The organism is Rossellomorea sp. GAMAL-10_SWC (assembly GCF_049568075.1).
Taxonomy (GTDB): domain Bacteria; phylum Bacillota; class Bacilli; order Bacillales; family Bacillaceae_G; genus Gottfriedia.
This window is the reverse complement of the sequence record NZ_CP144911.1, coordinates 38989-54259: the sequence shown is the minus strand read 5'-3', so window position 1 is coordinate 54259 and position 15271 is coordinate 38989. Positions and strand designations below refer to the sequence as shown.

The following is a 15271-nucleotide window of genomic DNA, read 5'->3' as shown; positions in this document are numbered from 1 at the left end:
AAACGAATGGGACTTTAACCAATATCAGATGAAATTTATACTCACTTAAATCAGATGTTGAAACTGATCAAGTGCCATGTATGGGTTTTGGTGTTCATATTCTAAGTAAATCTTTATCCTTTGTTTTACCTTATCCATTTGCTCCATTCAGTACTTGCCAAAGTGAATCTTAAACAGAACTTTATATGTACTGTATTATCCCTTTAACACATTATTGATAGGAACTCACCATTTTTCATCTCTCTTAAGTCAAAGAAGTATTCTAAATTTCTCCCTCCCAGTACTAACTTCCCATCCTAAACTGATTATATGGAAAGTTGATTATATGCATATTTCTAAAAATTCTGTCATTCATTTTAAATTTATCGACAAAAATTAACAAATACTACCAATTCCTAATTATCTTATTAACTTTTTAATGTTGTATTTAAAGAGAATGTCATTTTATAGATTGTATATTTTGTTACTTTCCTAAGATTAAAAGCTGCTGAATCCCTTTAAAATCAAGCGTTTTCATAATCTTTAACTATTATTTGGTATGGAATTTTTGTTTTACTTCAATTACATTAGGAACTATTGCAGGCAAATTGGCATGTAATACTTCCATACGATTCAGTAACTACGCGTAAACAAAAAAAGACTTAACCGTTGTATTCCTGTAAAAACAGTTAACAACGTTTAAGTCTTTTTATAAATGATTTATTTTAGTTTATTATTTATCAAAAATCTTTTTGTCTATTACTGTCTAACTTTTTCTTTATTTTTAATATACATTATTACTTGTGGGATACTCAAACCTTGAATCAGCAATGAAAACACTACATTTGTATATACAATTAGCAAGATGTTTTCTCTATATGGAAAATCAGCTGGTAAAGTTAGTGCCAGTGCAATTGACAATGCACCTTTTAACCCACCCCAGTTAATCAGAAACTTTTCATTTTTAGTAAAGGTTTTTATTTTTAGCAGACTAATATTTACTGCAATTGTTCTAGCAATTAAAACAATCAATATTGTTATTAAAGAAACTTTCCAATTTGAAAATACATCTAATCGATAAACGACTAAACCAATTAGTAGGAATAAAATCGTATTTCCTACAAACGATACGATATCCCAAAAACTTGCGATGTAATCTTCAGTTACCGCACTCATTCCAACTTTCTTTCCATAATTGCCAAACACAATGCCTCCAATTACAACTGCAATTACGCCACTTCCATGAAAATGCTCCGATAGTAGATAACTTCCATAAAAAAGTAAAAAAGACACCATTGTTTCAAGCGGATAATTATCTACAAAACTAATCATGTAAGAAGCTAAGAATCCTAAAATTAACCCTATAACTGTTCCGATAAGAACAACCTTGAAGAATAATAAAATACCAGCCCCTACTCCTGATAATCCCATGTTAATATAACTTAATAGGAATACGGTAGAAATCTTAAAAAACACAACTGCTATTCCATCATTAAACAGGCTTTCTCCTTCTAGACTAACAGCAATACTTTTCTTTACATTGTAAATCTTAAACATTCCCATAACCGAGATAGGATCAGTTGCACACATAAGAGAAGCAATCGTAAAAGATACTACTACTGGTAACTTACAAATATAAATCAAAGCAACAGCAACAAGTACAAATGTTATGAATGTACCTAAAAGAGCCAAACTTAGAATTTCATTTCTATATTTTTTAATTTCTTTATATTCAAACTTCATCGAGGCCTCTCCAAGAAGCGAAGGTAAAAAAAGCCCAAGAACGATTAATGAAAAAGTCTCGCTTTTGGTAAATAGGTCGGCAATTTTATCTAAAAAATCAATATTCATAAGGCCAATTACTAAACCAATAATGACTAGAAATATTGTATAAGGTTTATTAAGTTTATTTGCAACCAACCAAGATATCACACCAATTAAGAGTAATATTAAGAATTCTCCAATAATCACGTTTGAAACTTCTAACAATCCGTGTTCCATTTAAAACTCTCCTTAGAAATAACCTTGCAAAAATTCTCTCTCAAAAATCATTTTGAAATGGATTTTAGTTATTTTTTGAACTATTTATCTGTTTATAGTTAAGCTAAACTACCCATCTACCATTTTTGGGTTAATAACATTTTTACCAAATAAAGTAAATTTATGTAGAAGTAAAAAGGGCATTAAGTTTATTACATAAATGCCCACTTCTTTGATTAACGTTCATAGTAATTAGAATACGTAATCATTTAAACTGGAAATACATAAGTAAAAGTACCTTTGACCCGTTTACTAAAGGTTCTGTTCAATAGGTACTTTACAAAAGAATCTACTTTTACGTATTTTCTATATCTTTTATGTAAAAATATAGTAAGAAATAAGTTAAAAGCGAGGGTAGTGATGGAAACATTTGATGTCATAATACGAACTCTTTCAGCATTCGTTTTACTTATTTGTATTACCCATTTACTTGGAAAACAAACGATATCAAAAATGACTTATCATGATTATATTACTTCAATTACATTAGGATCTATTGCAGGCAACTTGGCATTTAATACTTCCATCCATTTCAGTAACTATATCACTGCATTAATAATCTTCAGTATGTTTTTATTCCTTGCTACTTTAGTTTCATTAAAAAATAATAAAGCTAGAGCATTATTCAATGGACAGCCAACTGTTGTAATACAAGATGGAAAAATTCTGGAAAAAAACTTAGAAAAATTAAAAGTTACTATGGATTCACTAAATCAAGCACTAAGGAGAAGAGATATTTTTGATATTGATGAAGTAGAATACGCCATTTTTGAACCTGACGGACATTTATCTATATTAAAGAAACCGTTATATCGTTTTGTAACTAGAGAAGATTTGGGTATTTCTAGTCCTTCCAAATCAGATTTCCCTATTGAAATCATTATGGATGGTCAATTTATTGATAAAAACATCACTCAAAACCACCTAACTAAAGATTGGATTGTTACTGAAATAAAGCAGCGAGGGTTGAAATTAGCTGATGTTTCATATTGTGTTCGTGGAACAAATAGTCAACTGTATTTTGATTTGTACAAAGATGAGATTAATTCTCCTGTTGATATAGAGGAATGAATAAAAAAATCGGTAACCTCATTTGGGATTACCGATTTTCATGTAGATTTTTTAGATTAATTTAAACCAAGAGCATCTAAAACATCATCTAATGTTTTGCCCTTATATTTCTTAACTGGTTTTGGAGAGTTATCATTCCATGGATTTTGCATCATGTAGTTATTAATTACATATTGCATATCCTTTGCATCTACAACTCCATCAAAATTAATGTCAGCATCACGTTTATTTGTATCCCAATACGTTTGGATAAATAACGCATCATTTACGTCAATGACATTATCTTTATTAACATCCCCACCAGGAGTATAGTCATAATCAACAGGTTTTGATGCTGCTGTTATTTTCCCATCTTCTTTTAATCCTATTGTAAAGTCTTTCGATACAGTAAAGTGACCTGGTACATCAATTTTTAATTTGAAATTATCATCTGTAATCGACAATCTCGTTCTAAATAATTGAGTGTTTGTAGAAGTATAACCTAATGGGTCAGTTACACCATATTCTTTACCTTTTCCATCTGTTACGCTGATTTTTGTACCCGTTTTATTATAGTCAATTTGTTTCGTTTCAGGTTCTAAACCACCAAACTTCGTTAATCCTTCTGCTGAAACACCTGCTCTCAATAATGAATACGTTGGTGTAACATAGAAGTATGGTTGAATACCTTGTGTTGTTACTGTACTATTATCCACATTTGTATAAACAGCACTAAAGAATCTACTTCCAGTTGGACTACTGAAGCTCATTGGACCTTTATAGTAGACGTCTTTTGCTTTAAATTTTAAGTCTACTAAAGATACGTCCCCAGCTATTCCCGTATTCGCTAAATCTCCAGTCGCCGATGCGGTAATCGTCATTAACGATTTACCACCGCTTTGAGGAACAGTCGTATATTGAACATCTAGTTTGTCCTTAAATGCCGAATTTGGTTGGACATTCACAACATCAAGAAACGCGCTTGGGTATTGGAATGAAAATACAGCTTTCTTCACATTTGTTTTCACATTTTTTGTAGAGAACGTTACAGTTGTTGAATCTCCCATATTGATACGTTTTTTATCAGAGATTGCAGTTGTATAAGCCGTTCCTTGTCTTACAAAATAGGCATCTATTATACTACCATAATTTCTAACAGTTGATTTACTATAATCTGAGAAGTCGTACTCAGTAATCGCATTTACAATTGGACCAGATGTACTTAAAGGAATTTCTGCGTTGAAATTTCCTTGTGCGTCTACTGGTATACTTTTTTCTGAAGAATTATTAGGATTATAATATGTAAAATTATTATCGCCTTGAGAAGCGGTAATACCTGCTTCCTTCATCTCATCGATATCTTTATCAAATACATTTCCTGATACAGTAACTTTTGTATCGGTTGGATTAGCTGTCTCGTAAATTCCTCCAGCCGTCATATTATTCATCGTTACCTTTGGCTCTTTTATTCCATAGTATACAGGTGCATCTGATGTAAAGGTTGCTCCTTTATCATTTGTTCCTACCATTCGGATTTTATATAACCCTGGTTCTGTTCGTTTAAAATCATAGGTAATTGGATTATCTGGGTTACCAGTTAAAGGATAATATTTCCCTTCATTCAGAACGCCTCGGAAATAATATTCAGTATTCTCGTCTGCACCCATTCCATCAGCAGAGCCTAAGAATCCGATTTCTTCGTTTGTTTTTGGATCCACAAGGAAGAAATCAAAATAACGCATATGTGAATTCAGTTTAAAGTTAGCTCCAATTGACCATCTGGTCGCATTACTTCCTGCTTCATATGCTATTGTATAGGCTGATGGATTACCTGTCACATAGTCAATTCCTTCTTTAACTGTATGAATCGCAAATGGAATTTTGTATGTTTCATTTGGATCCTTTTGGTTTGTATAGACTACATAACCTTCATATGTTCCATGTTTTGCAGATTTAGGGACATTAATTGTCGCATCCATATTTGTACTGCTGTATTTTTTAACTTTTACAGATGATTTCACATCTAATGTAACGCCATTTGCTGCAGCATCTTGGTCTGCTCTAGAGTCGTCAGTAAAACGAGCATCCAACGTTTGGAACTGAACCTTTACGTCATATGTTTTATCAACAGAACTTTTGTTAAATAAAGTGATTGAACGTTGATCCGAAAGATCTTTACCTTCGACGGCTTGTTCACCAAAACTTAAAGCGCCAGTTATGTTTTTTATTTGTTTAATTCCCTTATCTGCTAAAGTTGTTATAGCATTTGGTACATTTTTTACAGTTGAGGTCTTGTCTTTCACTTGGATTTCAGTTTGCGCATGAACGGCTTTATATGGGTTTACGCGCCCTGCACCAACCTCATATACACTATATTTGTCAGACAAAGGATCTGCTGTATTCATCAGTGTCGCTTTAATATCTGCTGTATCCATGTCTGGATGCGCTTGTTTAATTAGAGCCGCTACCCCAACAACATTAGGTGTTGCCATCGAAGTACCAGATAAACGCTCATAAGCATAATGATAGTTTCCGATTTGATCTGCCCCGTGCATATAAGAAGGAACAGTCGAGAATACAGATACACCTGGTGCTGTTACTTCAGGTTTAATATCGTATAATACGCGAGATGGTCCACGTGAACTGAATGGAGCTAATTTATCGCCTGTTGTGACTAATTTTGTCATATTACTAAATGTAAAGTCTTGAGAACCACCAGCAGTACTCAATCCTCCTATTTTAGCAGCTAAAGCTTTTCCTTGTGCATTGCTAATTAAAAATGTCGGAATATAGCTATAACCTTCTCCAAGATATACATCTCCATTTGGCACTGGTGAATCATATAATACAGCACCGATTGCACCATGCGCTTTCGCATTCGCTATGATTTGTGCTAAACCTATGCTACCTCGTTGAGCTAATACAACTTTTCCCTTTACATCTATTTGAGTCGACGTACCAACGGCTCCTGTCCAATACGAAGCTTCAGTACCATATAGTACGTTGACTAATTTCACAGTTTTCCCATCAAAATCAGCTACGTTATCTGTATAACCTTGAGCTGCTAGTTTCAAATCAGCTGGAACATCACCTGTTGACGATTTTAATGTTCCTGTATAAGACGGAATCGTTATAGATGTGTCACTTGCCCCAACAGTAATGGCTAAAGGTGAAGTACCAGGTGCACCTAGAGAATACATGGTATTCCCAGAGTTTCCTGCTGCGACAATCGCGGTTACACCAGCAAGAACGGCATTATTAACAGCAATCGTTGTAGGATATAATGGATCATTGTAATTTGCACCAAGTGACATATTAATAATGTCCATTCCATCTGAAACTGCTTTATCAAGTCCTGCTAGAATAGCTGAAGTATAACCGGATCCATATGGCCCTAGAACACGATAAGAATAAATATCCGCATCCGGTGCAACACCTGTCACTGAAAGGTCTCCAGTGTTTTTCCCTTGTCCTGCAATAATACCGGCTACATGCGTTCCGTGCTCAGTATAGTATGCTTCTCCGTTTGTGGCTAACTCAGCTTGTCCAGATTTCTTCCAATCTGCGTAAGTTGTTTCCATTGGATCATTATCATTATCAACGAAATCATATCCACCTTTAAAAGCACCTTTTAAATCTGGGTGATTGTAATCAATTCCAGTATCCAGAATACCAACTTTTACGCCTTTTCCTGTATAGCCTTCTTCATGAAGTTTTTCAACTCCAGGGAATGTCACCATCGTATGAGTTGCAGCTTGTGCTCCTGAAGTTGCAGTTTCACTGATTGATGGTGGCTCTACTTGAACTTGTAAATCACTATAAACAGCTTTTACTGAGCTTGATTTAAGTAGATTTTTTATTTTGTTTGCAGGTATGGTCATTGAAACACCATTAAATGCTTTTTTATATGAACGTTTAATTGAATATGGATTATTCTTTTCTTTTAATTCGCTACTAAACAATGTTTTTAAATCTTTTTGGAACGTCTCATGTGAAGCGTTTACATTTTCTTGTGCATCTTTTACTGATAATGTTTCACCATTCGAAGCAGCTTCTAAAACAGCCGTCTGCTCGGGCTTATCCTTAAACTCGACAATAACAGATGTAAGCTTGTCACTTGTTTGATCGACATCAGAGGATAATTGCAGACCCTCTTTGTCACTTAATTTCAATTGCTTAATTGCCTCACGCTGTTGAGGTGTTAGATTTGCTAATACTTGATCAATCTTTGAAGTTGCTTGTGCATGTACCTGATGTGAAAGTGAATTTGGTGTTAAAGTAGTGCTTATCAGTCCTGTTGTTAATGCTAGTGTTGTAACATTTCGAAACATTTTCTTTTTCATCTACTAACCTACTTTCTTTTCTCAAGATATGTTCATTATAAAGAAAGTTGGCACGATTTATATTTTGCAAAATTCACTCAATTCAAACTTTTTTACGATTTTCTGCTTTTTTTTACTTCAAAATTGATATTTTGTAAAAATATGTAAGATTCTTCTCGAAATAGCTAGTTTTCCGCTCGCTTTCGTAGTGAATTAAATTTGAAATGTAAATAAATCTAATAGAAGGTAAATTAGATGTCTATCTGTGTCAAATGAATATAGTTAAAATACCTCCCACTAGCCCAGTGCAATCTATTTTATTATTACAATTAAAAATTGGTCCTCACATGTCAGTTAATCTGACCTTTGTGAGAGACCTTTTCTTTATTTATAATCATTGAATTTCTTAATCTGACCAATGAATATGTTTTTCTATTTTACAAACAATATACGATAGGAGGTGGAATATTATTGAAAACACAACAAAAAATGACAATTTCTAAAGACATAAATAGTAATTTAGAAAAATTAAAAGAAGAGTTTTCGAATGTTTTTGATTTTAAAACAAGAAAGATTACTTTCAATAATAGACCACTATGTATTGCTTTTATCGATACAATCTCAAATAAAGAGATTATTAATGAAAAAATTATAAAGGTACTTTTAAATATCAAACATGGAAATATTATGACTGATCTTCCAGTTTCAACTATTTCTACAACTGATTGTTTTAACGAAATTAATGTATCTCTTATTAATGGAAATACAATTATATTAGAGGATGGATCCAAGGAAGCCTATATAATAGATACTATTTTATTTGAAGTGAGATCAACTAGTGAACCTGTAAATGAAAAAGTCGTTTCGGGTGCTCACGACGGTTTTGTTGAGAGCCTAAGTAAAAATGTAAATTATATAAGAAATAGAATTAGAAGTTCTCATTTTAAAACGGAAATTGTACAAATTGGTGATCCTGCTACAAATGTTGGAATTTTATATTTAGATAATATAGTAAATAAAGATATTCTACAAAATGTTAAAAATCGTATTCATTCAATTCAACTTGAAAATAATTTAACATCGGGTAAACTGGAAGAATTTATCGAGGATAGTTCTTTTTCTCCTTTCCCACAATTATTAAAAACAGAGCGTCCTGATCGAGTTATTTCAAATTTGTTTGACGGTAAAATTGCCGTAATCGTTGAGGGGAGTCCTACCGTTTCAATTATGCCAGCTACTTTTTTTATGTTTTTTCAAACTCCTGATGACTATAATGGGCGGGTTTTAGTTGGGTCTTTTTTAAGAATCATACGGCTATTTAGTTTTTTTCTTTGTATAACTTTACCTGCAGTATACATATCAGTTATTTCATTTGGTTATGAAATTCTTCCATATGAATTAGTTACTACTATTCAAAACAGCATCGAATTTGTACCATTTTCACCATTTGTCGAAGCGATCATTATGCAATTGATATTGGAATTATTAAGAGAAGCATCCATTCGACTCCCAAGCCCAATTGCTCAAACGATCGGCATTGTAGGAGGGCTCGTTATCGGAACAGCTATTGTAGAGGCTAATTTAGTTTCAAATCCTATGACAGTAGTACTCGCCATCACAGCAGTTGCATCATTTGTTGTTCCTGTTCATGAAATGAGTTTTACACTTCGATTATTAAGCTTTCCAATGATTATTTTGGCATCAATCTATGGATTTGTTGGTATTATATTCGGTTTAACGATTATTTTTATTCATATTGTTAAACTAGAATCTTTTGGTTCTCCATACTTTTCACCTCTTGCACCAATACGAATAAAGGATTTAAAGGATACCTTGATAAGAGTGCCAAATTGGAAAATGAAGACTCGGCCGACAAATGCGCAGCCTACTGATACGATTCAGTCCCAAGGAACGAAAGGGTGGAAAAAATGATAATTAAGCAAAACGAGACCATTTCATCCTTTCAATTATTTTTTTATATGGTAATCGTCCAATTAAATGTTACAACATTAAGGTTACCAATGTATTTATATAAAGAAAGTGCTCATGATGGATGGATTTCTTTATTATTTTCTTGTTTCTATTCTATTTGTACTATATTCCTATATTCATTTTTAATTAAGCGGTTTCCTAATTTAACAATTTTTGAAGTTTGTACGCTTTTTTTTGGAAAATGGATCGGTGGAATATTAAAAATTAGCTATATTTTATATTTTGTCTTTATTGCTTATTCAATTAATCAATCCTATCTATTTGTTTTTAGTAAGTGGGTTTTTCCAAACTCACCATTTTGGAGTATTTTACTCCTTTTATTGATAATAGGTATCTATTTAGGAAAAGAAAATATTCGAACGATGACTCGATTTTTCCAATTATCTTTTTGGACATTTTTAATCATTTTCGTTTTTAGTATTGAAGCGTTTCAACAGGTGGAATGGAAATTTTTACTACCAGTTGCTCAAGTTAACTTTACCCATATATTGAAAGGAAGTTATACGTCTTATTATTTTCTACATGGTTTTGAGTGTCTTTTAGTTGTCTACCCATTTGTAAAAGGCCCTCACAGAAAAATAATAAAAAGCTCTATTTTTTCTATATTATTTATTACAATGATTAATCTATTTACTGTCGTTTTATGTTTCGTATTCTTTAGTAAAAAAGAAATGGCGTTAATTCCAGAACCAACAATTTATTTATTTAAAACCTTAACTTTTTTCAAAGTACTAGAACGACTCGATTTACTATTTCTTTCATTGTGGTTTGTCATAATTGCCTCTTCCTATGTTGCTTATTTAAATTTGGCTAATGTTGGCATTTCAAATTTGATAAATAGAAATAGAGTTAGTACATTTTCTACTCTTGCAATTTGCTTGATTATCTTTCTAGTTAGTAATTTAGTACCTTCTTCAAATGGGTTTTTAGATATCTTAATAAAAATCTTATCTATTTCGAGTTTTATTTTTATACTATTGATTCCGGCGTTGATCTTATGTATTTCCCTACTCTTTAAGATTAAAAGTAAGGAAGTTAAAGTGTCATGAAAAAATATCATTACACTGTTTATTTATTAATCTTCTTTTTAACAGGCTGCTGGGATCAACACTCCTTGAAGGACTCTGCATTAGTACTAAGTATTGCATTTGACCAACTTCCTAATGACAATATTCAGGGAACAGCAAGCGTCAGTGCTAATATTGCAAAAGGTGACCAAACCGAGGCCACTAATTATATTGTTAATGATCAAGGCGCAAGTATAAGAGATGTACGTAACAATATTGATTACCAAATTCCTGGTAGTTTTTCACCCAACAAATTGCTAGTGATGCTATTAGGTGAAAACCTCGCAAAAAACAATTTGTATCCTTATTTTGATACCTTTTTCCGATTTATTAGAAACCCACTAACTTCACGAGTAGCAATCGTAAAAGGACAGGCCTCTAGTATTATTGAAATGAAAACCTATAAAGATATTTCTATCAGTGAGTCACTTTCAGAGATGCTTGAGGCAGCTGAAAATATTTCTGTTATTCCAAAAGAGACACAAGAAACTATTTACAAAAAAATGGACGATCCAGGTAGGGATTTAGTCGTCCCTTATTTAGAAAAAATAGATGATGAAACAATAAAAATTAAAGGTGTGGCACTTTTAGAAAACAATCGTTTTACCGGAAAAGTCCTAAATAATAAACAGTCAAAATTATTGTTATTACTGCAAGACAAAAAAAGTAATACGATGAGTTTGACGGAACCATTAGGGAGCAATAATGAGATTGTTTCTTTTAAAGTAAAAAGTATAAAAAGAAACCTACAAATTAAAAATGAAAAGCAACCTAAAGTAAAGATCGATTTAAAAATAAAGATTGATTTAATCGAGTATACTGGCGAAGACTTAGCTAGTAATATCAAGAAAAGGGAAATAGAAAACAAAATTGCTAAAAATATCGAAAACGAGCTAAAAGAAGTAATTAGCATTCTTCAAGAAACAAATTGTGATGCATTAGGAATAGGTAGATATTTAATGGCCTATCATCCTGATAATTGGAAGAAGTTAAATTGGGAAAAGGACTATTCAAAAGTTCCCTTTGAGGTCAATACAAAAGTGACTATGTATACAAGTGGAATTATTTTATGACAGTTAAAACTAGTAAAGTTTAGCAATCATTTATTACATTATAAAACCAGAAAAGCCCTTTATCGGGCTTTTTTTTGTTTTACTATTTCTATTCGTAATTTGTGTCAGTTTACAAATGTGATTAGCTTTATTTTAACTTTCCTATTGATAGGTTAACACGATAATTTCCATACTTTAATAGTCTTTCTAGAAATGTATCCAATTCTTCATTCGAAGCAAAATGAGTTTTTAATAAATAACATCCTTCACCACTTGTACGATGTACTTCAGAAACTGCTTCTTCTTCTTGAAAGAATATCTTAAACTCTTGATGATTAGCTGTTTTTACGAACACAGTAACAAATGCAGTCACTATTTGTCCTAATTTGATTCGGTTTATTGCGATTGTATATTGCTCAATTATTCCTAAATCCTCTAGTCTTCGAATTCGATTTCCTACAGCCTGCCCTGTCATATGTATTTTTTGACCGAGTTCTTTCCATTGAATTCTTGAGTTTCCTCCTAATAATTTCAGTATCTCAAAATCTGTTTGATCAATGATATAAATCAATCCTTTCATCATGAAAGTAGAAAGCCAGATAGTGTTTCGCCAACTTATTCTGCTTATCGATACAATTCACTATACTTAATTTATCCTCTTATATCACTTTACTTATAACATAGTGGATTCAACAAAGAAATACATCTTAATGTAAAGGTGGTTAAAAACATGTTATTACAAGAAATTTTAGCGTACAATGAACAATTTGTACAAAACAAGGAATACCTTCCTTATGAAGCAACAAAGATACCTCAAAAACGTATGGTTGTTGTCTCTTGCATGGATGCTCGTTTAATTGAGCTGCTTCCAAAAGCTTTAGATTTACACAATGGTGATGCAAAAATCATCAAAAATGCAGGTGGGACGATTACAGATGCCTTCGGTAGTATCATGCGAAGTGTTGTAACAGCTGTATATGAATTGAATGCAGAAGAAATTTATATTATTGGACATCATGCATGTGGAATGAGTCAAAGTAATCCAAAAGGAACACTTCAAAAAATATTAAATCGTGGAGTATCTTCACCAGATATTATCTCAGCTATTGAATATGCTGGAATTGACCTTGAAAAGTGGTTATTTGGATTTGATCATGTCAACGATTCAATTCAAGCTAATATTGATTTAGTAAGAAATCATCCATTTATACCAAAAGATATTCCTGTCCATGGTTTAGCTATTGATCCCCACACAGGTAAATTAGATTTATTAGTTGATGGATATAAAACATTAAATGAAGTGAAAAATTAATTATTACTACTTAAATGGAAGGAAGTTAATAAATATGAATAGAAAAGAAGCTACGCAAAAAATTATAGAAGCAAAAATTGCAAAAGGTTTAACATGGGAAGAAATTTCAAAAGTAAGTGAGAACTCTGAGTCTTGGGTTGTAACAGCATTATTAGGACAAGCTACAATGACACGTCCAGAAGCAGAAAAAATGGCTGAACTATTAGGGTTAAATGAAGAAGTAGTTCAAGCCTTAACGATTATTCCACATAGAGGTGATGCAATACAAATGCCTCCTACTGACCCAATCTTATATCGTTTATATGAAATGTTATTAGTGTACGGACCAACTATTAAAGAATTAATTCAAGAAAAAGTTGGTGAAGGTATTATGAGTGCAATTGATTTCGAACTAGGTGTGGAGAAAAAAGAAGATCCAAATGGTGACCGTGTAATCCTAACACTTAATGGTAAATTCTTACCTTATCGTAAATGGTAAATTATAAAAAAATATTTCTATTAAATTAAAATAAATTTACACTATATAAACCTTAGAAATCCATCTTTTTAATCTACCACTATAGAAAAGATGGATTTTTTCTATAAGGTTCTTTTTTAAGCAGGGGAGATTAATATGAATAATAAATATGTTAATACTAGTTTTAGTATCTTACAGTGGTTTGTGTTTCTATTAGCAAATGCAATTGCATTGCCAATCATTATTGGAGGCATATTCCATTTATCAATTGATGAAATTTCAACTTTAATGCAGCGAACTTTTTTAGTTGTGGGAGTGAGTTCTTTTTTACAAGCATGGTTAGGGCATCGCTATCCCATTGCGGATGGCCCAGCCGGTTCATGGGTCAGTATATTTGTCATATTGGGACAAGTAGCTATGCATCAGGGACAAAGTGCAAAAGATGTACTCCGACTTTTAGAAGGTGGATTAATTATTGCAGGTCTATTACTTTTCGTCCTTGGGATAACAGGACTTGTGCATCGAATTCTACGTTTATTTACCCCTTTGGTTACAGGAACATTTCTTTTAATCTTAGCTCTTCAGCTTAGTGGTGTGTTACTAAAAGGAATGATGGGGTTACAAGGAACAGTAACTCATCCTAATTATACATTAGCTACTATTGCACTCTTTGTTTTTGCCCTTATTACTTTCTTATCAATTAAGGGGAAAGGATGGATGAAAAGTTACGCTGTGTTACTTGGAATTTCAGTTGGTTGGCTTTTGTATGCTATATTTGGAAAACCGTCCCATCTTCCTTCTGATACACCTTTAGTTAAGTTCCCTGATGTATTTGCTTGGGGCATGCCTAAGTTAGATATTGGGATAACCGTAACTGTAACTTTATTTACATTCTTATTAGTTGCAAACACAATTGCTGCTATTTCAGCTGTAAAACAAGTGGCTCCACTATCGAAAGAAAATGAAAGACAAATATTGAATCGGGGTATATGGGTCGGAGGTATATCTCATGTTTTCACGTCATTATTCTCTACAATTGGCGTTGTACCATTACCTGCATCAGCAGGATTTATTCAGCTAACAGGACAAAAAAAAGTGAAGCCGTTCCTTATAGCAAATCTCATATTAGCTGGAATTTCTTTTATTCCCTCTTTTGTAGGCTTTATATCCTTGCTACCAGGTCCTATTGCAAATGCCGCGCTTTTTGCAACCTTTGTCCAAATGATCGGAATTTCATTTCAATCGATTTTACGTGAAGAATTAAACCAACGTCGATTAACGATATTAGGAATTTCATTATTAATTAGTTTGGGAATAATGTTTCTTCCAGAAAGTGCATTTAGCGGAATACCATCAACCTTCAAATATGTTTTAAGTAATGGATTACTCGTAGGTACCATGATTGTTATTCTACTGGAACAATTTTGGAAAGAATGATTCTTGATAACAAAAAACAGAAAAACCCTATAAGGGGCTTTTCTGTTTTTCACTTGATTTGTTGCATAACAATCCTATAGCCAAGAAAAATAAGGATAAAAAAAAGCATTCTTCCCGGTTTTTAGTTGGTATGCTTACTTTATTGTAAAATTATATTTATTAGTGCTTTAACATATATCCCCAAAGTAATAATGGTGTAATAAGAAAAGTGTAAAGTACTATTTGTAAAATAATTATTGGTTTTATTTCTTTAAAATCACTTACCCAAAACTTAGAAACTATTGCATATAATACTAATTCTATTACCGGTCCAAATACAATTAACCATTTCATTTTAAAAATTTTGCTCCTTTTAGAAGTTCTAAGATGCATATATTACAATCTCACTCTAAAATTATAACACAAAAAAGAATAAATTATTTTACAAAAACAAAAAAATCTGAAGTATTAAATAAATTCAAAACTTCCCACAATATTCAAGGTGATCCACCAGATGATATTCCATGATTAGCTGAAGAGTTCATTTTTTGAAGACACCCTCTATATACAACAAAAAAACAAAA

Annotated in this window: 11 protein-coding genes; 7 read left to right on the top strand and 4 right to left on the bottom strand. The window is 32.3% G+C overall.

All coding sequences use genetic code 11. From position 1 onward, the window contains the following. Positions 1-738 precede the first annotated feature (738 nt). Entirely contained in the window at positions 739-1980 is a 1242-nt protein-coding gene (locus tag V5E38_RS00310) for a cation:proton antiporter (RefSeq protein ID WP_499211744.1), read from the bottom strand. Positions 1981-2379: 399 nt separating this feature from the next. On the opposite strand from V5E38_RS00310, the gene V5E38_RS00305 reads away from it, so the two are divergent. Beyond that, positions 2380-3090: a DUF421 domain-containing protein gene (locus V5E38_RS00305; protein WP_499211743.1), complete on the top strand. Its 711-nt coding sequence runs from the start codon at positions 2380-2382 to the stop codon at positions 3088-3090. A gap of 56 nt (positions 3091-3146) precedes the next feature. Here V5E38_RS00305 and V5E38_RS00300 read toward each other — a convergent pair whose 3' ends face one another. Then, positions 3147-7412 carry a S8 family serine peptidase gene (locus V5E38_RS00300; protein WP_499211742.1) on the bottom strand — a complete coding sequence of 1422 codons (4266 nt, stop codon included), beginning with the start codon at positions 7410-7412 and terminating at the stop codon, positions 3147-3149. 450 nt (positions 7413-7862) lie between these two features. Here V5E38_RS00300 and V5E38_RS00295 point away from each other — a divergent pair, with 450 nt between their 5' ends. The 3 genes from V5E38_RS00295 to V5E38_RS00285 are packed head-to-tail and all read left to right on the top strand — an operon-like array spanning position 7863 to position 11523. Beyond that, positions 7863-9323 (top strand): spore germination protein, encoded by a 1461-nt coding sequence (locus tag V5E38_RS00295; RefSeq protein WP_499211741.1) that lies wholly within the window; start codon positions 7863-7865, stop codon positions 9321-9323. Further along, on the top strand, positions 9320-10432 hold the full coding sequence (locus V5E38_RS00290) for a GerAB/ArcD/ProY family transporter (RefSeq protein WP_499211740.1): 1113 nt from the start codon (positions 9320-9322) through the stop codon (positions 10430-10432). The genes V5E38_RS00295 and V5E38_RS00290 overlap by 4 nt, the downstream gene beginning before the upstream one ends. Next, on the top strand, positions 10429-11523 hold the full coding sequence (locus tag V5E38_RS00285; RefSeq protein WP_499211739.1) for a Ger(x)C family spore germination protein: 1095 nt from the start codon (positions 10429-10431) through the stop codon (positions 11521-11523). Before V5E38_RS00290 ends, V5E38_RS00285 begins: the two co-directional genes overlap by 4 nt. A gap of 127 nt (positions 11524-11650) precedes the next feature. Here the strand turns inward: V5E38_RS00285 and V5E38_RS00280 are convergent, their stop codons facing one another. Continuing rightward, entirely contained in the window at positions 11651-12082 is a 432-nt protein-coding gene (locus tag V5E38_RS00280; RefSeq protein ID WP_499213484.1) for an Lrp/AsnC family transcriptional regulator, read from the bottom strand. Positions 12083-12232: 150 nt separating this feature from the next. Between V5E38_RS00280 and V5E38_RS00275 the strand changes: the two genes are divergently transcribed. From V5E38_RS00275 to V5E38_RS00265, 3 genes are all read left to right on the top strand, one after another. After that, positions 12233-12814: a beta-class carbonic anhydrase gene (locus V5E38_RS00275; protein WP_499211738.1), complete on the top strand. Its 582-nt coding sequence runs from the start codon at positions 12233-12235 to the stop codon at positions 12812-12814. Between the two features lie 34 nt (positions 12815-12848). Continuing rightward, positions 12849-13292 carry a cyanase gene (gene cynS, locus V5E38_RS00270; protein WP_499211737.1) on the top strand — a complete coding sequence of 148 codons (444 nt, stop codon included), beginning with the start codon at positions 12849-12851 and terminating at the stop codon, positions 13290-13292. Positions 13293-13427: 135 nt separating this feature from the next. Beyond that, positions 13428-14708 (top strand): purine/pyrimidine permease, encoded by a 1281-nt coding sequence (locus tag V5E38_RS00265; RefSeq protein ID WP_499211736.1) that lies wholly within the window; start codon positions 13428-13430, stop codon positions 14706-14708. A 159-nt stretch (positions 14709-14867) separates the two neighbouring features. Here V5E38_RS00265 and V5E38_RS00260 read toward each other — a convergent pair whose 3' ends face one another. Then, the gene (locus V5E38_RS00260) at positions 14868-15041 is read right to left on the bottom strand and encodes a hypothetical protein (RefSeq protein ID WP_390311648.1); all 174 of its coding nucleotides are present in this window, start codon (positions 15039-15041) and stop codon (positions 14868-14870) included. Positions 15042-15271 lie beyond the last annotated feature (230 nt).

What these genes read in the sequence shown, in the direction of transcription:
- V5E38_RS00285 (WP_499211739.1), top strand. Translation starts at nt 10,429, where the DNA reads ATGAAAAAATATCATTACACTGTTTATTTATTAATCTTCTTTTTAACA.
- V5E38_RS00310 (WP_499211744.1), bottom strand. Translation starts at nt 1,980, where the DNA reads ATGGAACACGGATTGTTAGAAGTTTCAAACGTGATTATTGGAGAATTC.
- V5E38_RS00275 (WP_499211738.1), top strand. Translation starts at nt 12,233, where the DNA reads ATGTTATTACAAGAAATTTTAGCGTACAATGAACAATTTGTACAAAAC.
- V5E38_RS00305 (WP_499211743.1), top strand. Translation starts at nt 2,380, where the DNA reads ATGGAAACATTTGATGTCATAATACGAACTCTTTCAGCATTCGTTTTA.
- cynS (WP_499211737.1), top strand. Translation starts at nt 12,849, where the DNA reads ATGAATAGAAAAGAAGCTACGCAAAAAATTATAGAAGCAAAAATTGCA.
- V5E38_RS00300 (WP_499211742.1), bottom strand. Translation starts at nt 7,412, where the DNA reads ATGAAAAAGAAAATGTTTCGAAATGTTACAACACTAGCATTAACAACA.
- V5E38_RS00265 (WP_499211736.1), top strand. Translation starts at nt 13,428, where the DNA reads ATGAATAATAAATATGTTAATACTAGTTTTAGTATCTTACAGTGGTTT.
- V5E38_RS00290 (WP_499211740.1), top strand. Translation starts at nt 9,320, where the DNA reads ATGATAATTAAGCAAAACGAGACCATTTCATCCTTTCAATTATTTTTT.
- V5E38_RS00280 (WP_499213484.1), bottom strand. Translation starts at nt 12,082, where the DNA reads ATGAAAGGATTGATTTATATCATTGATCAAACAGATTTTGAGATACTG.
- V5E38_RS00260 (WP_390311648.1), bottom strand. Translation starts at nt 15,041, where the DNA reads ATGAAATGGTTAATTGTATTTGGACCGGTAATAGAATTAGTATTATAT.